Genomic DNA, 21353 nt, shown 5'->3' with positions numbered 1-21353 from the left:
TCTGTGTAACCGGCGAGAATCGGCCTTGCTCGGGGCAAGGGGTGACATTCGGCCGAGATCGTTCCGGTTACATCCGGCGGAGCCGATATTCCGGCTAACATTCCGGTAGTCGAATTATGCTGTCGGGCAGCGTGTTCAGCCACGTCAACGCATGTTCCGAGCTCGCCGGCGGCGGTGTGAGCCAGCGATAATGTGGTGAGAACGGCTGGTAACAAGCGAAATTCCCGGTATCGCATGCCGATATGGTGTGGCTCACAATTCGTGTAGTGATTTGTACCGGATAGGCACAGATGCTGTGCTGCGGGTGAGAAACGGGCCGGGAACGGTGGTTAGTGTGGACGGGTTCGTTCGAGCCGAGGAGAACGGTGAAGGCCCTTCTGGCAATTGTAGTTACCGTGCTTGTCAGCCCCATGATGCTGCTGGCCGAGCAACCCGCCGCCGCCCAACCACCCGACATACCCGCACCCGTATCACCGGACAACCCGGGACCGTCGCCATTACAGGAGTGGATCGACAACACGATTCCCGCACCACCGCTGACGCCGCCGCAGCAGCAGCCCGCCGCGGAGCAGGCGGCCCTGTGGCAGGCCATCCTGTCGTCGCCGACCACGGATCCGACCTTCGACGCCTGGCCCGCGGGGCTCGACGCGCTCGTACCCGGTCAGGTCATCGAGACCCGTAACGTCACCGCCGGCGCGACGACCATGTTCGACGCGCCGATCGCGCGGGCGACACTCGTGAAGTACCGGTCCACCTCCGCGTCGGGGACGCCGTCGTTCGGTACCGCGACGCTGCTCGAGCCCGCCGCCGCCTGGAACGGGCCGGGCCCGCGGCCGGTGGAAGTGGATACGCTGCCGATCAATGCGCTGGGGCTGCGCTGCACGCCCGGATACACGATCGCGCATGCCGTGCACGACAATCAGGCGCTCAACGTGTTCCTGCCGGGCGTGGCCACGGCGCTGAACAAGGGGCACGTCCTGCTGCTGCCGGATCACGAGGGTCCGCTGATGGCGTATGCCGAGCCGACCGTCGCCGGGCACATGACGCTGGACGCCATTCGCGCGATCCGGTCACTGGCGCCGGATCGGTTCGGCGACAGTCGTTTCGCGGTCACCGGTTATTCCGGCGGGGCGATCGCCTCGTACGCGACGGCGATGCTGCTGCCCGAATACGCGCCGGAACTGTCGACCGTGCTGGTCGGGGCGTCGATCGGCGGCCTGGTGACCGATTACGGTGCGGTGGCGCATGTGTTCAACGGGCACAGCGCATCCGGGATCCTGTTGTCGGTGACCCTGGCGATGTCCCGGGAACATCCCGACATGCTGCCGTACATGAATCATCTCGCGCAGTGGGTGGGAACCTCGCCGCTGAAGAACATCTGCGGTGATGCCGACGGGCCGCTCGGTGCGGTGGGCATCCCGATGGAGGTCGCGGCGAATATCGACCATCCGCTGGAAAGCGGTATCTCCGAAGAGATTCAGCGCCGGACCGATCTGACCGGCCGCACATCCGCTGTGCCGCTGTACATCTACCACGGAGCCGACGATTTCTGGATTCCGATCCAGGGGCCGCAGCGGATGTACCGCACGCAGTGCGCGCGTGGAGTCGCGGCGGAATTCCGCACGGTGCCAGGCGAACACGTCGCCGCGATGCTCAACGGCGCCGGGGGCTCGATAGATTGGATCGACGCTCGGCTGCGCGGTGAGCCCGCACCGAACGAATGTGCGTGACAAGGTTTTCCGCGGACGAATGCGCCCCCGCTCCGGCCACGACGGCCGGGTGAGCGGGGGCGCGTTCACGCGATGTCCGACTCAGCAGTCGGTGGGCGCCGGTTCGCCGCGCAGCCGGGCGAGGATCCAGTCGTCCAGGCCGGGAGAGCCGGTGGCGTAACCGATCAGGTGCTCGCCGGGCACGACCCGGAACACGGACGGCACGCCGCGGCTGCACTGCTCCCGCGCGGTCCGCTGCGCGTCCTCGAGCGGGATCCACGGATCGAGCGCACCGTGGTAGATGTACAGCGGCACCGCCGAGGTGCGGTCGCCGAGATTCAGCTTGTCGAACATCTCGTTGGCGATCGGAGTGTTCAGCGAGTCACCGACATTCGCCATGACGTCCATCGGGAAGCCGACCACGCCGAGCGGCCCGTCGGCATCGCCGCAGATGTCCTTCAGCGGTGACGACGCCACCCACTGCGCGAGATGGTTCATGTACGGCAGCATTTCGGGATGTTCGCGCGCTACCGCGAGCGCCACCGACAACAGGATGCCGGAGGAGATGTTGCCGTTGAACCGGTGGGCGACATCGCGATTGTCGGTGACCACACCGCCCGCGGCCACACCCGCCACGACATCCGCGAGTTCCGGCGCGTATTCGTGCAGCAGCATCGCCGACGCGTAGGAGGCGATCGCCCCGCCGGAGTAGCCGCTGACCACGTAACGGCTGTCGGCGAACTCGTTCGAGTTCACCGTCCGGGTCGCACGGATCGAGTCGAGGATCACGTGCGCGGCGACATTCGGTTCCGCGTAGGCCATCAGCGGGCCCTCGTGGTCGGGAACCAGCACCGCGTGCCCCTGGCTCAGCGCCCACCAGATGGAGGGCAGGAACACCGTGATGTCGGTGTTGGGTTTGTCCAGAATGCCGTGTGACAGTTGGTAACCCGGCGTGCAGTGCGCACCGAGGGAGTTGATCGGCAGTGCGACCACCTCCACCGGCTGCGGACCCGGGCCGGCCCACGCGGCGGCCGGGGTGATCAGTGTCGCGGTACCGAACGACGGCGTCCCCGACGCCGAGGTGGTCCGGAACTTCAGTAGTTGCGACCGCCGGATCGGCGTGACCATCCGGGCGGCGGTATCGCCGGTGACGTCGCGCGATTCGATGATTCCGCCGGGCTCGAGGGTGTCGAGATTCTCGGGCCGGGCATCGAAGAACGGGTCGTCGGTGGGCGGGGACTGGATGGCGTTCCACAGGGCGGTCTGCTCCGTGGCGGGGTCTTGCGACGTCGACGGCAATGCGGGGACGGTGTTGTCGATCCATTGCTGTAGCGGCGACGGTCCCGGGGCTCCGGGTATGGGGGTGTCGGGTGGTTGGGCGGTGGCGGGTTGCTCGGCCAGCAGCATCATGGGGCTGACAAGCACGGTAACTATTGTTGCCAGAAGGGCTTTCACCGTTCTCCTCGGCTCGAACGAACTTGTCCACACTAGCCACAGTCGACAGCCCGGCCGCGCATGCACCACACATCTGTGCCTGCCCGCAAATCGACAGCCACTCGAATTGTGAGCCGCCCCAATCAGAAACGCGGGCTCGGTGAAATGGAATTCACCCGCTGTCAGGGACCGAGGACCACCCGGACGGTGCCGTCGGCATCCGCGGTGGCGGTGTGCGGGCAGGCCGGTGGGCCGCCGTCGGATTCGGCGCCGGTGCCGAGGTCGTAGCCGCGGCCGTGCAGCGGGCAGACCACGATGCCGGCGTCGAGCAGGCCGTCGGCCAGCGGGCCGCCGCGGTGCGGGCAGGCCGCGTCGAGGGCGCGCAGACTGTTGTCCCGCATGCGATATACCGCGATCTGGCGGCCGTCGACCACGAAGGCGCGGCCCTCGCCGATCGGGATGTCGGCGAGGACGCCGATGACGTGCCCGCTCATCGCACCGGCACCCGAGGCAGCGCGATCAGCGGCAGCGCGGTGCGGTACCGGTCCGAATCGTCCTGTCGCGCATCGGTCCACGGTTCGCGGTAGGCGTCCACCGATTTCTGCATGGCGGCGTCGAGGCCGGCGGCGAGGCCGTCGCGGTCGTCGACCACGACGGCGCGGATGGTGTCGATGCCGGTGCGCGGCACCCAGGCATAGGTGCGTTCGAGCCAGTTGGCGTTCTCGCGGTAGTACTGCAGGAAGCGTCCGGCCAGGGTGATCACCTCGGCGGGGGTGCCGACGGTCGCGAGCAGGTCACCCTTGCGGATGTGGGCCCCCGCCGCGCCGCCGACGTAGATCTCCCAGCGGCCGCCCTCGATGGCGACGACGCCGAGATCCTTGCACAACGCCTCGGCGCAGTTGCGCGGGCAGCCGGTGACCGCCAGTTTCATCTTGGCGGGTCCGGGGATGCCCTGGAAACGCTGTTCCAGCGCGATGCCCAGCGCGGTCGAGTCGCCGAGTCCGTACCGGCAGAATTCGCTTCCCACACAGGTTTTCACGGTGCGGAAGCTCTTGCCGTAGGCGTATCCGGAGGGCATACCGAGATCGGCCCAGACCGCGGGCAGATCCTCCTTGCGGATGCCGAGCAGGTCGATGCGCTGGCCGCCGGTGAGTTTGATCATCGGCACGTCGTAGCGCTCGGCCACGTCGGCGATGCGGCGCAGTTGATCGGCGGTGGTGACGCCGCCCTGGATCTGCGGCACCACCGAGAATGTGCCGTCGCGTTGGATATTGGCGTGCACGCGGTCGTTGATGAACCTGGCGTCGGGTTCGTCGACGAATTCGTCGCCCCACATCATGTGCAGCAGCGACGCCAGGCCCATCTTGGAATGCGCGTCCTCGCGTCCGTCGGGGACCAGTGCGGCGAAAACCGAAGATACCGAATGCAATTCGAGTTCGCGGATCAGGCGCATCAGCTCCGGTTTCGGATACGGGACACCCGGGACGTACCAGGTGCCGGCCGGGTCGTCCGCGACCGCGCCGCCGGCCGCCCACTCGACGATCTGCGTGACCAGGCTCTTGCACGAGCCGCAGCCCTTGCCCGCGCGGGTGGCCGCCATGACACCGGACACCGACTGCTGACCGCCCTGGACGCAGGCCACCAGGGTGGCCTTGCTGACCCCGTTGCAGTTGCACACCTGTGCGTCGTCGGACAATTCGGCCGCGCCGACCTCGACCGGCGGGGTGCCGAGATCGAACAGCAGCGACACCCGTTCCGGCGGCAGCGGCAGGCCGCGGTCGAAGGCCTGCATGAGGAAGGCCACCTTGCGGACGTCGCCGAGCAGGGTCGCGCCGACCAGTTTGTCGTCGCGGATGACGATGGTCTTGTAGATACCGAGGCGGGGCTCGCTGAACTGCACGAATTCGTCGTCCGGGCGTTCGGGGGCCTTCAGGCCCATCGCGGCGACGTCCACCCCGGCCACCTTCAGTTTCGTCGCGGTGCGCGAACCGTGGTATCGCGCAGCCGGATTCGCGCCGGTGAGGTGGTCGGCGAGCACCACGGCCTGCTCCCACAGCGGGGCGACCAGGCCGTACACCTGCCCGCGATGTTCGGCGCACTCACCGACGGCGTAGACGCGGTCGTCGTCGATCGTCCGCATGTGGTCGTCGACCACGATCGCGCGCTGCACGGTCAGTCCCGCGCCGCGCGCGAGCCCGACGTTCGGGCGGATACCGGCCGCGACCACGAGCATGTCGCAGTCGACGCCGGTGCCGTCGGCGAACGTCACGCCGGTCACGCAGCCGTCCGCGCCGCGCACCCCGGTGGTCGCGGTGCCGGTGTGCACGGTGATGCCGAGGTCCTCCACCGAGCGGCGCAGGATCGCGCCGGCCGGATCGTCGAGTTGCGCGTTCATCAGGGTCGCGGGGGAGTGCACGACATCCACGGTCAATCCGCGTTGTTGCAGTCCGCGTGCGGCTTCCAGCCCGAGCAGCCCGCCGCCGACCACCACCGCGCGGGTGCGGGTCGCCGACTCGTCGATCATCGACAGGCAGTCGTCCAGGCTGCGGAAGCCGAAAACGCCGCGCAGCAAGGTCTTGTCGTCGGCCCACATGCCCTCGATCGGCGGGAAGAACGAGCGGCTGCCGGTCGCGATGATCAGGCGGTCGTAGCGTAGGGCCGTGCCGTCGTCGGCGTGGACGATGCGCGCGAACCGATCCAGCCGCACCGCACGCACACCGGCGCGCAGATCGATCCCGTTGTCCGCGTACCAGTCCAGCGGATTCAGATAGATCTCGCTCGTATCATCGGATCCCGCAAGCACATTCGACAGCAGGATCCGGTTGTAGTTGCCGTAGGGCTCGTCGCCGAAGACGGTGATCGTGAACTGCTCGGCGCCACCGCGGGCGAGGATCTCCTCCACCGCGCGGGCGCCGGCCATGCCGTTACCGATGACCACCAGTCGCGGCTTGTTCCGCGCGTCCATGTCGTCGTCCTTTCCGTCAGATCTCGATCAGCCCGAGGTCGACGACGACGGTGCCCGCGGATTCGGCGGGCGCCAGCAACCGCAACTCCAGGACCGTGTCGCCGAGCAGTTCCTCGACCACGCGCAGCGAGACGTGCAGCGAGCCCTTCGCCGCGATCGGGAAGTACCGCATCGGTTTTCCGTCGCGGAACAGCGCGACGGTGATCATCTCGTCCGCGGAGTTGCCGCCGCGGAAGTACACCGGCTGGGTCGTCGCACCGGCCGGTACGACATAGCGCAGCGACTCGTCGAGGGGGACGGGTTCGCCGAAACCCTTGCCCCGGAACTCGAATACCCCCTGCAGAAATCGCGGGGTGCTGCCGTCATTCATCGTGTTGCTCGCCTTCGACGTCGGAATCGTGGGCCGGGACATATTTGTCGACCGCCACCGCGCACACCTTGAATTCGGGCATCCGGGAGTGCGGGTCCAGGGCGGGGTTGGTCAGCAGGTTCGCCGATTCGGCGCCGCCCCAGTGGAACGGGGCGAACACGGTGTCGGCGCGCACGTCGGGACTGATCCGCGCGGTCAGCACCGCCACGCCGCGGCGGGTGCGCAAGCGGACCGGATCGCCGTCGCGGACCCCGATGCGCACCGCCAGCGAGCCGTGCAACTGCACCGTGGCCACCGGTTCGGCGTCGCGCAGCCGGCCGACCCGGCGGGTCTGGGTGCCGGACTGGTAGTGCCCGGCCAGCCGGCCGGTGGTGAGGTAGTACGGGTACTCCGCGTCCGGCGTCTCGGCGCCGCCGCGATGCTCGACGGCGTGGAAACGCGCCCGGCGGTCCGGGGTGGGGAAGTCGACGGTGAACAGGCGCGGCGTGCCCGGATGCCGCGGCGACGGGCACGGCCAGAAGACGCCCTGTTCGGCGGCGATCCGCTCGTAGCTGATGCCGGTGTAGTCGGCCTTGCCGCCGGTGCTGGCGCGGCACAGCTCCGCGAACACCTCCGCCGGATCGTCCTGGAATCCGTGGTGGTCCAGCCGTTCCGCCAGGGCGCGGATGACCTCGAGATCGGTCCGCACCCCCGGCGGTGGCGGCACCGCGCGGTTGCGCAGGATCACCCGCCCCTCCAGATTGGTCAGCGTGCCGGACTCCTCCGCCCACTGCGCGATCGGCAGCACCACATCGGCCGATTCCGCTGTCTCGGACCGGAAGATATCGGAGACGACGAGAAAGTCCAGCTGCCGCAACCGTTCCCGGATCTGCCCGACATTCGGCGCGGACACCGCGACGTTCGACGCCAGCACCCACAGGGCCCGCACGCCGCCGGGAGTGCCGAGCGCGTCGAGCATCTCGTACGCGGACCGGCCGGGCTGCGGCAGGGAGTCCGCCGGCACACCCCACACCGCGGCGATGTGCTCCCGCGCGACCGGATCGTCGAGCCGCCGGTAGCCGGGCAACTGATCGGCCTTCTGCCCGTGCTCGCGGCCGCCCTGCCCGTTGCCCTGGCCGGTGATCGAGGCGACGCCGCAGTACTCGCGGCCCGGAAGACCCAGCGCCAGAGCCAGATTGATGAACGCCGACACGGTGTCGGTACCGGTGCTGTGCTGTTCGGCGCCGCGCGCGGTGAGTACGACAACCCGCTGCGCGCGGCCGACCATCCGGGCCGCCGCGACCAGATCGGATTCGGTCACCCCGGTGATCCGCTCCACCCGATCGGGCCAGTACAACCGCACCCCGCGCCGCACCGCCGCGAAACCGGTGGTGCGCGTGGCGATATAGGTCTCGTCGAGCAGCCCCTCGCGAACCGCGATGTGCAGCATGCCGTTCGCGATCGCGAGATCCGTCCCCGGCACGGGTTGCAGATGTAGATCCGCCTGGGCCGCGGTGGCGGTCCGCCGCGGATCCACCACGATGATCCGGCCGCCCCGGGCCCGGCATTCGTCGAGGAATCGCATCGCCGGCGGCATGGTGTCCGCGGGATTGGCGCCGACCAGCAGCACCACATCCGCCTCGGCGACATCCGACAGCGGGAACGGCAGGCCGCGATCCACGCCGAAGGCCCGCTGCGCCGCGGTCGCCGCCGCCGACATGCAGAACCGGCCGTTGTAGTCGATCGCCGAGCTGCCGAGCACCACCCGGGTGAATTTGCCGAGCTGATAAGCCTTTTCGTTGGTGAGTCCGCCGCCGCCGAAACAGCCCACGCTGTCGCGGCCGTACTCGGCCCGGGCCCGCCGGAACTCCCGCGCGACCCGGTCCAGCGCCTCGTCCCAGCTCGCGGGCCGCAACGGGCTGTGCCGATCGTCGCGGACCAGGGGCGTGGTCAGCCGCTCGGGATGGCCGAGCAGTTCCGCCGCCGTCCAGCCCTTCGCGCACAGCCCGCCGCGATTGGTCGGAAAGTCCGGCTGCGGCGCCAGGGTGACGCCGGAACCGTTGGCCTCCAGCGTGATTCCACACTGGAGCGAGCAGTAGGGGCAGTGTGTCCGGACCAGTGTCGCCACCATGAGCATCAACCGTTCGAGTCGATCACTACGGGCAAACTCACCGTATGCAGCCCACGTTTCGGCGGTATTGCCCTGATGGATCGGACGTGAGCCAGTTCGTGGATGCGTCATGCATCCGAGGTGACTGTCACCGGAGATGGCTGTCGCCTGTCGGTATCATCGGCAGGATGACGTCGCAGCCGCTGTTCCATCACCCGGTCTGCCTGCTCGGCCGGCTCGACTTCCACGTGCAGGAGCAGTTCACGAAGGTCCTGGCGCCGCTGCACCTGCAACCCCGTCAGTTCGGCCTGCTGAGCCTGCTGACCGGCAGCGACGGGCAGAGTCAGCAGCAGCTGTGCGAATCGCTCGACGTCCACCGCAATGTCATGGTGGGGCTCGTGGACGAGCTGGAACAGCGGGAACTCGTCGAACGCCGGCGCCATCCCGGGGACCGCCGGGCACACGCGGTCCACCTGCTGCCCGCCGGTCGCGCGTTGCAGGCCCAGGCCGAGCAGCTTCTCGACGAATTGGAGAGCGAACTGCTCGGCGGGCTGGATCGCGACGAGGTGCGGACCCTGATCTCGCTGCTCCAGCGGGTCAGCCGCGACGCGGGCCTGGACCTGATCCCGCATCCGGGACTGACGGCCGGCGCGCCCGCCGCGGGCCGCTGACGTCGGGCCGACCCGAGCAGCCGCTGCCACTGCGGGACGACGAAATCCCGCACGTGGTCCAGGACGCTCTCCGTGGACGCACCGCGGCGGTCATACGTCCGCCGATCCGGGTTGCGCCGTCCTGGGCACGGCCAGGAAACCGGCGGCAACCACGATCAGCAGGCCGATCACGTAGCGCAGGGCGTATGCGAAGGCGTGCACGAACTCCGCACCGCCGGTGCTCTTTTCGGCTCGTCCGAAGAAGATCACCCCGGCGAGCGCGACGCCGAGGGCGAAGCCGATCTGCTGAATCGTGTTGAGCAGTCCGGACGCCGAGCCCGCCGCGCGCGAAGGTACCTGTCCCAGCAGAAGATCCAGCGTCGGTGCGATCACCATGCCGAAGCCGAGGCCGGACGCCACCTGGATCGGGACGATCTCCCAGATGGTGATCGTGGTGCCGAAATGCTCTGTCGCCCAGGCGAAAACGGTGAATCCGGCGGCCAGCAGCACGGCGCCGGCGACCGGTACGTCGCGGCCGAACCTCGGGACGAGCTTCTCCGGTGCCACGCCCGCGCCGATGCCGACACCGGCGGCGAAGGTCGCGGCGGTCAGTCCGGCGCGCAGTGGGGTCCAGCCCAGCCCGGCCTGCATGAAAAGAGTCCAGATCAGGAAGAATCCACCCACCGCGACCCAGAACAGTCCCCACATCGTCAGCCCGGCCGTGAACGATCTCGACCGGAACACGGTGAAATCGACCAGTGCCGAGCCGAACCGGACGTGGCGTCGGCGTTCGGCGATCACGAAGACCGCCGAGAGCAGCGCCGAGCCCGCGATCATCGCGAGGATCCAAGCGGGCCAATGCAATCGGCGGCCCTCGGTGAGCGGATAGATCAGCAGGGCCACCGCCGTGGTCGCGAGCAGCGCGCCGACGGGATCCAGCCGGGGTGGGACGGGTGCGCGGGAATCGCGGACGGCGAACCACGCGATGACCGTCACCGCGAGGCCGACGGGCACGTTGATCAGGAAGATCGGCCGCCACTGCCATCCGAACAGATTCCCCTGTACCAGTACGCCGCCGAGGGCCAGCCCGAAGACCACCGACGATCCGGTGACGGCACCGAAGATCCCGATCGCCTTCGCCCGCTCGTGCGGCGGGAAGGTGACGCGCAGGATCGCGAGGATCTGCGGGATCATCATCCCCGCGAAGGCGCCCTGGGCGAATCGGCATCCGATCAACATGCCGGAATCGACCGAGACGCCGCACAGCAGTGAGGTGAGCGTGAAACCGGCAATGCCGGTGAGGAACAACGACTTCCGGCCGTAGCTGTCGCCGAGCCGGCCGCTGGTGATCAGCACGGCCGCGAACGCCAGCACGTAGGCCGACACGATCCATTCGATCTGCGCGTACGGGGTGTGCAGGTCGTGCTGGATGCTCGGCACGGCCACGTTGACGATGCTCGTGTCCAGCAGGTCCATGAATCCGGCCGCGAGTACGACCGCGAAGGCGAGCCACCGCCGCCGATCGGGGTGGACGTCGGGTACTGCCGGCGCGACCGCCGGGGTGATGTCTCGATCCATGGGCAAAAGTATGCACCCAAGGTGATTGCTTATCAAAGTGATGATCACTCGGGTTGTCTATCTTCTGGAGTGACCATGCCGGTGGCGTGAGGGGGCCGGGTGGTCTGTTTCCGGTGTGCGGTCCACCCGGTGGTTCCCTCGCACCGGTAGGCTCGGATCTCGTGGCCGGTCTGCGCATGGCGATGGGAATCGTGTCCGCCGGGACGATTCTCGGTGTGGCCGAGTTGGTTTCGGTCCCGGTGGGCGGCAGCAGCGCGCCCTTGGACGCCTTCGGGTCCGCGGTGGTCGACAATACCCCGCAGGACCTGCGCGAATGGGTTATCGGGACCTTCGGTACCAATGACAAACTGTTGCTGTTCGCGGTGATGATCGCGGTGGCGGTCGGGGTGGCCGCGGCCGCGGGGGCGCTGGAACGACGCTCGCGGCCGCTCGGGTCCGCGCTGTTCGTGGTTTTCGGTGTGGCCGGTGTGCTCGCCGCCTGCACGCGTGCGCACGCGACGTGGACCTCCGCACTGCCCACCCTGATCGGCTGTGTCTGCGGGCTGGTGGCGTTACGGTTCCTGGTCCGGCGCGCGGAATCCGAGGCGGTCACCGAAACGGATTCCGCCGCGCCGGAATCGGCGCGGATACCGCGGCGTCGATTCCTCGGCGGGCTGGTCGCCGTCGGCACGCTCGCGGTGGCGACCGGCGCGGCGGGCCGGCTGCTCGCCGCGCGGGCCCGGGACGTGTCCGGCAACCGGGCCGCGGTCCGGCTGCCGGTGCCGGCCGAGCCCGCGGCGCCCGTTCCCGCCGCCGTCGAAGCGGTGGTACCCGGGCCGCCCCCGTTCGTCACGCCGAATTCCGCCTTCTACCGGGTGGATACGGCGCTGACCGTGCCGCAACTGTCGACCGACGACTGGCGATTGCGGATCCACGGGATGGTCGACCGCGAGATCACCCTGACCTACGCCGATCTGGCCGCGCGGCGGCCGATCGAACGCGTGCTGACCATGACCTGTGTATCGAATCCGGTGGGCGGCAACCTGATCGGTACCGCGCGGTGGCTCGGCTATCGGGTGGCCGATCTGCTGGCGGAGGCGGGGGTGCGGCCGGGGGCCGATATGGTGCTGTCCACCAGCATCGACGACTTCACCGCCGGAACTCCGTTGAGCGCGTTGACCGACGGGCGGGACGCGATGCTGGCGATCGGCATGAACGGTGAGCCACTGCCGATTCCGCACGGATTTCCGGCTCGGCTGGTCGTGCCCGGACTGTACGGATATCTGTCGGCGACCAAATGGGTGATCGACCTCGAGGTGACGAGATTCGATCGGGCGCGCGGATATTGGGTCCGGCGCGGGTGGGCGGTGACCGCCCCGATCAAGACCGAGGCCAGGATCGATACCCCGAAATCGGCGGCCGCCCTGGCCGCGGGACCGGTCGCGGTCGCCGGGATCGCCTGGGCGCAGCGGCGGGGCGTGACGGCCGTCGAGATCCAGATCGACGACGGTGACTGGAAACCCGCGCAACTGTCGCAGGAGTACTCGATCGACACCTGGCGGCAATGGGTCTACCGATGGGACGCGACGCCGGGGAAGCATACGATCCGCGCCCGCGCCACCGACGCCACCGGCGCGGTGCAGACGGCCGAAACCCGGGACACCGTACCCGACGGTGCCTCGGGTTATCCGTCGATCTCCGTCCGGGTGGGGTAGCCGCGGCTACCGTCGCCGCACGCCCCGGCTCGCCAGGACCAGACCCACTACGACCACGATCAAGCCGATGACGGCCCAGATCGCCTGCCCGTTCATGCCGCCGGACTGCCCGAGCAGGTTCAGGCCCTGCAAGGTCCACAGACCACCCATGAGCACGAGCACAATTCCGATGACCAACCACACCCAGCGCATCGCCGCTCCTCCGTCTCGGTCGCCGACTGCCGGCAGACCCATCCTGTCACGTATTTCGGGGTGCGGAGGTTCATGTCTCGCCCGGCGCGGGTTCACGGGCAGATCGGCCCGGTCCCGGGAACGGGGTCGACCGTGCCGCACAGGCACCGGTTCACGACGGGCCTGCCGGGGTGCACCCGATCCGGTTGTGCGCCGGTGACTTCGGGATGGATTCGACCAGGCGGCGGGTGTATTCGCCGGCCGGGTTCGCGAACACGTCCTCGGTCCGGCCCTGTTCCTGGACCTCGCCGCGTCGCAGGACGGTCACGGTATCGGCCAGCTGCCGGACCACGCTCAGATCGTGGGAGATGAACAGGTAGCTCACGGCGACCTTGACCTGGAGGTCGACCAGGACCTGGAGGATCTGCGCCTGCACGGTGACGTCGAGTGCCGAGGTCGGCTCGTCCAGCACGAGCAGCTTCGGGCCGAGGCTCAGCGCTCGCGCGATGGCCACCCGCTGTCGCTGACCGCCGGAGAGCCGGCGGATCCCGCGGGTCAGGAACGACTCCTCGAGGCCGACCAGGTCCAGGACCTCGAGGACCCGTTCCCGGCGCTGGGATCGGGTGCCCTGCCGGTACCGGATCAGCGGTTCGGCGACGAGTTGCGCGACCGTGTACGTGGGGTCCAGCGACTGGAAGGGGTTCTGGTACACCAGTTGCAGATTCCGGCGTGCGTCGCGCAGCTGCCGGCGGTCCAGGTGCGCGAGGTCGCGGCCGGCCACCAGCACCCGGCCCGCGTCCGGCTGCACCAGGCGCAGCGCGATCCGGGCGAGCGTGGATTTGCCGGATCCGGATTCCCCGACCAGGGCGTGGGTGCGGCCGGCCGGGATGTCGAAGGTCACGCCTTTCAGCGCCTCGGTGCGGTGCCGGCCGTTCCCGAAGGTCTTGTGTACGTCCGACATCGAGAGCACCGGCTCGGTATCCGGTTGTGCCCGTATCGCTTTCGTGGCCGCGAAGCGGTCGGGATCGACGCTGGGAATGTCGTCGATCAGGGTGCGGGCATATCGGGATTCGGGGTCGCGCAGCACCGTCACGGACGGGCCCGATTCCGCGACCCGGCCGGCGTTCAGCACGACCACCCGGTCCGCCCGCTCGGCGGCCAGGGACAGATCGTGGGTGATCAGCAGGACCGACAGCCCGCGCTCGGCGCGTAGCCGGTCGATGAGGTCGAGGATGGTCTTCTGGATGGTCACGTCCAGTGCGGAGGTCGGTTCGTCGGCGATGATCAGATCGGGATGCTGCGCGATCGCGATACCGATCAGCACCCGCTGCAACTGCCCGCCCGAGAGTTGATGGGGGTAGGCGGACAGGGCGCGCTCCGGCGCCACGATGCCGACGGAATCCAGCAGTGCGGCGGCCTGTTCGGGGAATCGCGACCGCTGGGCGTACTCCGGCAGGCCGGAGGCCCGGAACGCCTCGAAGATCTGCCGGTCGATGCGGCGCACCGGATCCAGCGAGGAGGTCGGATCCTGTGGTACGAAACCGATGCGCCGGCCGCGGATGTGCCGGAATTCGCGCTCGGGCAACCGGAATACGTCGCGGCCGGCGAATTCCGCGGTACCGCCGACGGCGGCGCTCCGGTCCAGCAGGCGCAGGATGGCGTTCACCACGGTGGACTTGCCGGATCCGGATTCGCCGACGATCGCCACCGCCGCACCCGCGGGCACCTCGAAGGAGACCCCGGAAACCGTTGGTTCCGAGAGCTTTCCGTCGTAGGCGACGGTGAGGTCGCGGACGGCGAGCAACGGTGCGACTGGTGCCACCCGCTGCGGGTCGATCACGAGATCTGTTGTCGTGGTGGTCATGTCACCTGTTCCTGCCGACGAGTTTGCCGAGTTGTCCCAGGGACAGCACGGACGCCACGATCACGAGGCCCGGGGCGTAGACGAACCACGGGTAGCGGAAGAAGAAGTTCTTGCCGTCGGCCACCAGCAATCCCCAGTCCGGGCTGGGTGGCGGATTTCCGTAGCCGAGGAACGCCAGTGCGGAGATGTTGATGATGGCCAGGCCGAATTGCACCACCGCCAGCGCCAGCACCGAGCGATACACGTTCGGCAGCACGTGGCGGAACAGTACGACGAGCCGGCCGCCGCCGATGAGATGCGACGATTCGACGAACGCGGTGTTCTTCACCCGCAGGGTCTCCGACCGGATCACCCGGGCGAAGACCGCCACCGACGAGATACCCACCGCGACAGCGGCATGCACGCTCGCGAAACCCATCGACACCACCACGATCACGGCGAGCAGGAAGCCGGGGATGGCCAGCAGCGCGTCGATCACCCGGCCGAGTACCGCATCGGCGAGGCGGCCGAAGAAGCCCGCGACCAGGCCCACCGCGCTGCCCGCGATCAGGCCGATGCCGACGGCGAGCAGGGCGGTCAGCACCGCCGACCGGGTGCCGAAGACGACCCGGGCGAGGATGTCGCGGCCGAATTGATCGGTGCCGAAGAGATGTGCCCACGACGGTGCCCGGAAGTTCTCGGCGGTCACCCCCGCGTACGGGTCGTGACCGGCGAACACCCCGGGGGCGATCGCCCAGGCCGTGATCACCACGGCCACGATCGCGGCCGCGATCGTCGCGATGTTCCACGCCCCCGGCAGCACCGGCCGGCGTGCGCGCGGTACCGAGGCGGTCACCACCACCGGATCCTGTTGCTCCTCGCCGCGGGTGCCGGGCCGGTTCGTCGTGATCGTCATTTCGCAGCCTCCGTCGTGCGCAGTCTCGGGTCCAGCACCGGATAGATCAGGTCCACGATCAGATTGATCGCGAGGAACAGCACGGCGGCCAGGACCACCGCCGCTTGCAGGACCGGCACATCCTGTTCGGTGACCGCCTTCTCGATGACGGTGCCGACACCGGTGCGGCCGAAGATCGCCTCGGTGATGATGGAGCCGCCGAGCAGTTCGCCGACGATGATCGCCGCGATCGTGGTCGTCGGCAGGGCGGCGTTGGGCAGCAGATGCCGGGTGAACAACCCGAATCGGCCGATACCCTTCGAGATCGCCACCGTGGCATACGGTTGCGCACCGGCGTTGTCGAGTGCGCTGATCAGCACCTGCGCGATCGGGGCCGACGCCGGAATCGCCAGTGTCACAGCGGGAAAGATCAGCGCGGTGGGACTGCGGAAGTCGCTGAGCGTGAACAGTCCGAGCTGGAAGGACAGCACGTCGATGACGATCAGGCCGATGAGGAAATTCGGCACCGACAGGAACAGCGACGGGAAGGTGCGCAGCACCGGGCCGCCGAATCGGCCCGGCAGGAAGTACGCGGCGACGGCGATGGTGAAGGCGAGCACGACCGCGAACACGAAAGCCGTTGCGGCCAATTGCAATGTCGCCGGGATACCGGTCCAGAGCACCGTCGACACCGGGAGGTTCGACGCGTAGGACAGGCCCAGATCACCGTGCGCGAGCCGCTCCAGCGCGACCCACAGTTGTTGCCGGATGGGCTGATCCAGTTGGAAATAGGCCAGCATCTGTTCGATGGTCTCCTTGGAATAACCGTATTCGGGATTGCTCAGCCGATCGGAGACCGGATCCCCGGGTAACAGCGTCACGATCACGAACACGAACACATAGACCAGGAGGACCGTGACGACGGCCTGGGCGAGCCGGGCGGTCGCGTAGCGCGCGTACTGCGGTAACTGCTTCATATCCCACTGCCTCTCGGGCCGGTCACGCGTCGAGCCACGCGTCGTAGAAACTGATCAGGCCCAGTCCGTCGACGCGCAGGTCCCGGAGCCGATCGGCGGCGCCCCAGGTCTGCCGGAACTCGTGTACCGGGATGTAGTAGGCGTTGTCGATGACATACCGCTGCACCGCTTTCGACGCCTCGGTCCGGGTCTGCTCCGACTTCGCCTGCGCCAGCCGGTCCAGCAGGTCGTCGAGTTCGGCGCCGGGCTTCTTGAACTGGTTGCCCTGCGAGCTGTGCCACCATCGCCACATCTCGGTCGGACTCCCGGCCAGCCAATGGTTCTCGTACAGCGGCACATTCGGCTGCGCGGTGACGGCGTTGTAGGTGGAGAAGTCGCTGCTCTCGATCACCAGCCGCACCCCGATCTTCTTCCACTGCTGGGCGATCAGTTGCAGATCCGCCTGCGAGGTCGTGATGTAGACCGAGGGGTAGATGAGGAAGCTGAGCTGCGCACCGTCGCGAACGCGATAGCCGTCGTGGTCGCGTCCGGTCCAGCCGGCCTCGTCCAGCAGCCGCCCGGCGAGATCGGGGTCGTAGGCGAACTTCTCGCGCAGATCCAGGGTGCCGGGGACGACATCGTTGAAGGTCGACTTCGCCTCGGTCCAGGCGCCACTGGGGTAGTTGGTCGTGAGGATCTCGCGCCGGTCGATCCCGTGCGTGAGCGCCTGCCGGACCCGGATATCGTCCAGATACGGTGCGGTCAGGCGCAATTGGAGCCCCCAGACGCTGCCGAAGAAGGTCGGCGCGATCAATTGGAAACCGGCGGCGACGAACGGCTCCTCGACGGGCTGCACATAGTGGACGATGTCCACCTGCCCGGACTCGAGCGATCCGGCGCGTAGCGACGGCTCGATGACCTGTTGCACGGTCACCCGCTCGAGCCGGGCCGGGCCCTCGTGCTGCGCGTCCGCGCGCGGCCAGGCGTAGTCGTCGCGCCGGCGCAGCACGACTTCCTTTCCGGGCAACCAGGATTCGACCACGAACGGGCCGGTGCCGGAGATCTTCCCCAGGTCGGACTGATCGCGCAGGCTCGCGGCGACGGTCGCCGGGGCCACGATGCCGACGGTGGTCCAGGCGCCGAGCTTCTGGATGAAATCGCCGAACGGCTTGGCCAGCCGGATCCGGACCTCGTAGTCGCCGACCGCCTCGGCGGTGTCGTAGCCGGTCGGGAAGTACGCCGATCGGACGATCCCGCGCTGTTTGTCGCCCTTGCCGAGCAGATTCAGATTGGCGGCCACCGCGGCCGCGTCGAGCCGTTCACCGTTGGAGAAGGTGACGCCCTGCCGGATGGTCAGCCCGAATTCGGTGCGCGCGTCGTTCTCGGTGAATGCGGTGGCGAGGTGCGGCCGGAATTTCCCGTCGGCGTCGTAGTAGAACAATCGCTCGACGATCTGGTTCCACACCTGCGCGACATGCCACGATCCCGTGGCCTGCTGCTGATATCCGTCGATCAATTTCTCGTTGAGATAGGTGATCCGGCCGCCGGAGACGGGCGTGGCATGCTTCGGCGCCGGATGTACCCGCGTGGAAACGCCGGGCACACCGGCGTTTCCGCAGGCCGACAGCACGCCGGCGCCGGCCAGCGCGGCGCCCAGGCCCAGGAAGCGCCGTCGCGCGAGTTCGTGTGACATGGGAACAGAGCGTGTCCGGATCGGACGCTACGATCAATATAGATTCGCTTCAGGATGAAAAAACGAAAACTTATCGGTCGCCGCCGGAACGCAATCCACAGCCGTCACCTGCGCGGCGAAATCACCGCCGGAAAATCAATGGACGAAATCATGGTGATCCTCACCCGCGGGTCGGTCAGGCGATGCGCACCGCCGTGCCCGCGAGGCCGTCGACCGGGTCGAACCGGTGCAGCACCGCCGGATCGTGGCCGGGGATGATCAGGTCCGGGGAGCTCGCGAGTTCGTGCATCAGATCGAAGGCGTGATACATGCCGGGGAGGTCGTTGTGCACCGCGAACGGGGCGTCGCCGCAGACGTTTCCGTAGAAATGCGAGGAGTCCGCCGCCAGGACCACCGTGCCGCGCGCGGTGGCGATGCTGACGATCTGCATGCCCGCGGTGTGGCCGCCGACCAGGTGCACCCGGACACCGGGGGCGAGTTCGCGCTCGCCGTCGACGTACTCGAGGCGGCCCGCGAGTCCCAGTTCGACCAGCCGGAGCACGTCCTCGTCCTCGACGAGGCGGTGGAATTCCGTCCGGGACGCGAAACGGCCGGTCCAGAAGGCCATTTCGCGTTCCTGCACGACGAACCGCGCATTCGGGAACGCGCCGACGTCACCCACGTGGTCGTAGTGGAAATGCGACAGCACCACCTTCGGTACCGTCGCGCAGTCCACGCCGAGCAGGGCCAGCGCCGCCGACGGTGCGCGGAAGTGGGTGCGGCGCCGCCGTTCCGCCATCTCGGCGGTGAAACCCGCGTCGACCACGATATCGGCGGCCGGGGTGCGGACCAGCCAGACGTAGTAGTCCAGTTGCATCCGCTGATCCCGGGGGTCGGCGGCGCAGCCGTGGAAGTATTCGCCGCGGGTACCGCCGGGGTGTTCGCCGAATTTGATCGCGTAGACCTCGTTCACGGTCGGACCTCCGCGTCCGCGGTGGCGTAGCGCGCCTCCAGCTCCTCGAATTCCGCGCGGCGCACCAGGCGCTGCCGTTCCGACCAGGTGGCGATGCGGCTCTCGTCGACGGAGCCGGTGTCCCGCAACAGGTTCAGGGCATCCTGCATGCCACGCAATCCGGCCAGCAGTGGCAGGTTGGCGTGCAGCACGATGCTGTAACCCAGTTCGGCGAGCCGTTTTTCGGGCAGCATCGGGGTCACCCCGCCGACCACCAGGTTGAGGATCTTCGGGCCCGCGACCCTCGCCGCGACGGTCTCGATCTCGGCCTCGGAGGTCGGCGCCTCGACGAACAGGATGTCCGCTCCCGCTTCGCGATAGCGGTTCGCTCGTGCGCAGGCGTCGTCGAGACCGGTGATCGCGCGGGCGTCGGTGCGGGCCACGATGAGGGTGTCGGCGCTGTGCCGGGCATCCACCGCCGCCCCGATCTTGGCGACCATCTCGGCCACCGGAATCACGTCCTTGCCCGCGAAATGACCGCAGCGCTTCGGAAAGGTCTGATCCTCCAACTGGATCGCGTCGGCGCCGGCCCGTTCCAGTTCCCGCACGGTGCGCCGCACGTTCAGCGCATTGCCGAATCCGGTGTCGGCGTCCACGATCAGCGGCAGGTCGACGGCGGAGCGGATCGCGGCGACATGGGTGACCAGCTCACCGAAGCCGAGCAGCCCGATATCCGGAACGCCGAGATGGGTGTTCGCCACCCCGGCGCCGGTCACGTAGAGGCAGTCGAAGCCGCAGTCCTCGATCACCCTGGCGGTCAACGCATTCGGCGCACCCGGGATGACCGTCAGCCGTCCCGGCTCGAGCAGGTCCCGCAGCCGGCTCACGACGCGGCCGCCGCGTTGGTGCCCGCGATCCGCCCGAACACCGCGCCGCGCATCAGGCCCGCGCCGGCGGCGTAGTTGTGGTGGAAGAAGTCGCCGGCGATCTCACCGGTGGCGTAGAGACCGGGCATCGGCTGCCCGGTGACATCGAGCACCCGGGCCGCGGTATCGATCTTCAGGCCGCCGTAGGTGAAGGTGATGCCGCAGGTCACCGGATAGGCGACGAACGGCCCCCGGTCCAGGGCGACGGCCCAATTCGATTTGGGCGGTTGGCCTTCCGGATAGGCGGCCACCCCGTCCAGGCTGATCGGGTCGAAGCGCAGGTCGGCGTCGGCGACCACCGCCTTGTTGAAGCCGTCGACCGTCGCGAGCAACGTGTCCGCCGGAATGTGCAGCAGCGCCGCGAGTTCCGCGAGGGTGTCCGCCGTGACCGGGGTGCCGGTGCGGTACCGGGGCTCCAGCAGGTGTGCGGTCCGCTGATCGAAGATCTGGTACGCGACCGCGCCCTTCTGCCGCAGGATCGCGCCGCCGGTCTTGGCGTAGGTGAGGAACACCTGGTCCTCGCCCTCGTCGACGAAGCGCAGGCCGTCCGAATTCACCAGCAGCGCATAAGGATACGAGTACCGGGCGAGCTTGTCGGTCAGGCGCAGGTCGCCGACGGGCGGATGCGCGGCGTCCTGTGGACTGGCGTGGCAGCCACCCCAGTGCCCGGCCGGTTGCGCACCCGCGGCGAGCGCCTTCACCAGCATCGTGCCCATGTTGAACCGGGTGCCGCGCACCTTCACCAGATCCCAGCCGGGACCGAGGTAGCGCATCCGCATCTCCGGATTCGCCTCGAAGCCGCCGCTGGCGAGTACGACCGCGCCGCGCACCTGTTCGTACCGATCGGCGTGGCGGACCACGACGCCGTCGACGGTGGCGCCGCGGGTGATCAGGTCGTGCGCGGGGGCGTCGTACCGGATGTCGATACCGGCGTTCTCCACCGCCGCGAACAACGCGTCCACCAGACCGACGCCTTCGTGGCGGACCCGGATCGCGCCGCCGGGGGTCAGCGCGTACACCTTGTCGAGGTGGTCGAGATCGAACAACTTGTCGGCGGTCAGTTCCCATTCGACGCCGTGGCCGCGCATCCATCGCAGGGTCGCGAAGGACCGGTCCACGACCGTCTCCACCAGTTCCCGCGGCGGATGGCCCTGCGAGGTGCTCATCCAATCGCCGATGTAGTCCTCGCGGGTGTAGGCGGCGACCGAGACCCGGCTCAGGATGTTCTCGTCCGGATCGGCGAGAATCGGCCGGATCGACGCCAAGCCGTCGTGCGTCGCCCGGAAGATCGAGCCCGAGAACCGGCTGTTGCCACCGCGTTCCGCGTGCCCGGCGGCCTCCAGGACCAGTACCCGGGCCCCGGCCTCGTGCGCGGCGAGCGCGGCGACCAGGCCGGCGTTACCGGCGCCGACCACGACGACATCGTATTCCTGTGCAGACAAAGCGAAT

At 68.5% G+C, this 21353-nt stretch carries 17 protein-coding genes; 3 read left to right on the top strand and 14 right to left on the bottom strand.

The features are described 5' to 3' along the window. Positions 1–395: 395 nt before the first annotated feature. Positions 396–1730 carry a lipase family protein gene (locus G361_RS0118050; RefSeq protein WP_231386912.1) on the top strand — a complete coding sequence of 445 codons (1335 nt, stop codon included), beginning with the start codon at positions 396–398 and terminating at the stop codon, positions 1728–1730. Positions 1731–1811: 81 nt separating this feature from the next. Here the strand turns inward: G361_RS0118050 and G361_RS0118045 are convergent, their stop codons facing one another. The 5 genes from G361_RS0118045 to G361_RS0118025 all read right to left on the bottom strand — a co-directional run bounded on the left by G361_RS0118045 (position 1812) and on the right by G361_RS0118025 (position 8588). After that, positions 1812–3134, bottom strand: coding sequence for a lipase family protein (locus G361_RS0118045; RefSeq protein ID WP_231386911.1), 1323 nt, complete (start codon positions 3132–3134; stop codon positions 1812–1814). A gap of 191 nt (positions 3135–3325) precedes the next feature. Next, the gene (locus tag G361_RS0118040) at positions 3326–3637 is read right to left on the bottom strand and encodes a Rieske (2Fe-2S) protein (RefSeq protein ID WP_019928506.1); all 312 of its coding nucleotides are present in this window, start codon (positions 3635–3637) and stop codon (positions 3326–3328) included. Further along, positions 3634–6108 carry a nitrite reductase large subunit NirB gene (gene nirB / locus G361_RS0118035; RefSeq protein ID WP_019928505.1) on the bottom strand — a complete coding sequence of 825 codons (2475 nt, stop codon included), beginning with the start codon at positions 6106–6108 and terminating at the stop codon, positions 3634–3636. The genes G361_RS0118040 and nirB overlap by 4 nt, the downstream gene beginning before the upstream one ends. Positions 6109–6124: 16 nt before the next feature. Continuing rightward, entirely contained in the window at positions 6125–6478 is a 354-nt protein-coding gene (locus G361_RS50380; RefSeq protein WP_019928504.1) for a hypothetical protein, read from the bottom strand. Then, a complete protein-coding gene (locus G361_RS0118025) occupies positions 6471–8588 on the bottom strand; it encodes a molybdopterin oxidoreductase family protein (protein WP_019928503.1) in 2118 nt (705 codons plus the stop codon). The genes G361_RS50380 and G361_RS0118025 overlap by 8 nt, the downstream gene beginning before the upstream one ends. Positions 8589–8755: 167 nt before the next feature. Here G361_RS0118025 and G361_RS0118020 point away from each other — a divergent pair, with 167 nt between their 5' ends. After that, entirely contained in the window at positions 8756–9238 is a 483-nt protein-coding gene (locus tag G361_RS0118020) for a MarR family winged helix-turn-helix transcriptional regulator (RefSeq protein WP_019928502.1), read from the top strand. Between the two features lie 90 nt (positions 9239–9328). On the opposite strand, the gene G361_RS0118015 is transcribed toward G361_RS0118020, so the two are convergent. Beyond that, a complete protein-coding gene (locus G361_RS0118015; RefSeq protein ID WP_019928501.1) occupies positions 9329–10795 on the bottom strand; it encodes an MFS transporter in 1467 nt (488 codons plus the stop codon). Positions 10796–10956: 161 nt separating this feature from the next. Between G361_RS0118015 and G361_RS0118010 the strand changes: the two genes are divergently transcribed. Continuing rightward, positions 10957–12489: a molybdopterin-dependent oxidoreductase gene (locus tag G361_RS0118010; protein WP_019928500.1), complete on the top strand. Its 1533-nt coding sequence runs from the start codon at positions 10957–10959 to the stop codon at positions 12487–12489. Between the two features lie 6 nt (positions 12490–12495). On the opposite strand, the gene G361_RS0118005 is transcribed toward G361_RS0118010, so the two are convergent. From G361_RS0118005 to tcuA, 8 genes are all read right to left on the bottom strand, one after another. Continuing rightward, a complete protein-coding gene (locus G361_RS0118005) occupies positions 12496–12681 on the bottom strand; it encodes a hypothetical protein (RefSeq protein ID WP_019928499.1) in 186 nt (61 codons plus the stop codon). Between the two features lie 151 nt (positions 12682–12832). Continuing rightward, complete coding sequence (locus G361_RS0118000) at positions 12833–14524, bottom strand: ABC transporter ATP-binding protein (RefSeq protein ID WP_019928498.1); 1692 nt, start codon at positions 14522–14524, stop codon at positions 12833–12835. A gap of 1 nt (position 14525) precedes the next feature. Continuing rightward, the gene (locus G361_RS0117995; RefSeq protein WP_019928497.1) at positions 14526–15419 is read right to left on the bottom strand and encodes an ABC transporter permease; all 894 of its coding nucleotides are present in this window, start codon (positions 15417–15419) and stop codon (positions 14526–14528) included. Continuing rightward, a complete protein-coding gene (locus G361_RS0117990; RefSeq protein WP_019928496.1) occupies positions 15416–16375 on the bottom strand; it encodes an ABC transporter permease in 960 nt (319 codons plus the stop codon). The genes G361_RS0117995 and G361_RS0117990 overlap by 4 nt, the downstream gene beginning before the upstream one ends. 22 nt (positions 16376–16397) lie before the next feature. Next, a complete protein-coding gene (locus G361_RS0117985; RefSeq protein WP_019928495.1) occupies positions 16398–18047 on the bottom strand; it encodes an ABC transporter substrate-binding protein in 1650 nt (549 codons plus the stop codon). Positions 18048–18222: 175 nt separating this feature from the next. Further along, the gene (locus G361_RS0117980; RefSeq protein ID WP_019928494.1) at positions 18223–18999 is read right to left on the bottom strand and encodes an N-acyl homoserine lactonase family protein; all 777 of its coding nucleotides are present in this window, start codon (positions 18997–18999) and stop codon (positions 18223–18225) included. Next, positions 18996–19865, bottom strand: a complete 870-nt coding sequence (locus G361_RS0117975) for an oxaloacetate decarboxylase (RefSeq protein WP_019928493.1) — start codon at positions 19863–19865, stop codon at positions 18996–18998. Before G361_RS0117975 ends, G361_RS0117980 begins: the two co-directional genes overlap by 4 nt. Then, on the bottom strand, positions 19862–21346 hold the full coding sequence (gene tcuA / locus G361_RS0117970) for an FAD-dependent tricarballylate dehydrogenase TcuA (protein ID WP_019928492.1): 1485 nt from the start codon (positions 21344–21346) through the stop codon (positions 19862–19864). Before tcuA ends, G361_RS0117975 begins: the two co-directional genes overlap by 4 nt. Between the last annotated feature and the right edge of the window lie 7 nt (positions 21347–21353).

It is taken from the genome of Nocardia sp. BMG111209 (assembly GCF_000381925.1).
In the GTDB taxonomy this organism is placed as follows: Bacteria; Actinomycetota; Actinomycetes; order Mycobacteriales; family Mycobacteriaceae; genus Nocardia.
The sequence above is the reverse complement of the archived record's forward strand: the minus strand, read 5'-3'. Positions and strand labels throughout refer to the sequence as shown.

Excerpts from the sequence above, each read along its gene's own strand:
- G361_RS0118040 (WP_019928506.1), bottom strand. The coding sequence starts at position 3,637 with ATGAGCGGGCACGTCATCGGCGTCCTCGCCGACATCCCGATCGGCGAG.
- nirB (WP_019928505.1), bottom strand. The coding sequence starts at position 6,108 with ATGGACGCGCGGAACAAGCCGCGACTGGTGGTCATCGGTAACGGCATG.
- G361_RS50380 (WP_019928504.1), bottom strand. The coding sequence starts at position 6,478 with ATGAATGACGGCAGCACCCCGCGATTTCTGCAGGGGGTATTCGAGTTC.
- G361_RS0118025 (WP_019928503.1), bottom strand. The coding sequence starts at position 8,588 with ATGGTGGCGACACTGGTCCGGACACACTGCCCCTACTGCTCGCTCCAG.
- G361_RS0118020 (WP_019928502.1), top strand. The coding sequence starts at position 8,756 with ATGACGTCGCAGCCGCTGTTCCATCACCCGGTCTGCCTGCTCGGCCGG.
- G361_RS0118015 (WP_019928501.1), bottom strand. The coding sequence starts at position 10,795 with ATGGATCGAGACATCACCCCGGCGGTCGCGCCGGCAGTACCCGACGTC.
- G361_RS0118005 (WP_019928499.1), bottom strand. The coding sequence starts at position 12,681 with ATGCGCTGGGTGTGGTTGGTCATCGGAATTGTGCTCGTGCTCATGGGT.
- G361_RS0118000 (WP_019928498.1), bottom strand. The coding sequence starts at position 14,524 with ATGACCACCACGACAACAGATCTCGTGATCGACCCGCAGCGGGTGGCA.
- G361_RS0117995 (WP_019928497.1), bottom strand. The coding sequence starts at position 15,419 with ATGACGATCACGACGAACCGGCCCGGCACCCGCGGCGAGGAGCAACAG.
- G361_RS0117990 (WP_019928496.1), bottom strand. The coding sequence starts at position 16,375 with ATGAAGCAGTTACCGCAGTACGCGCGCTACGCGACCGCCCGGCTCGCC.
- G361_RS0117985 (WP_019928495.1), bottom strand. The coding sequence starts at position 18,047 with ATGTCACACGAACTCGCGCGACGGCGCTTCCTGGGCCTGGGCGCCGCG.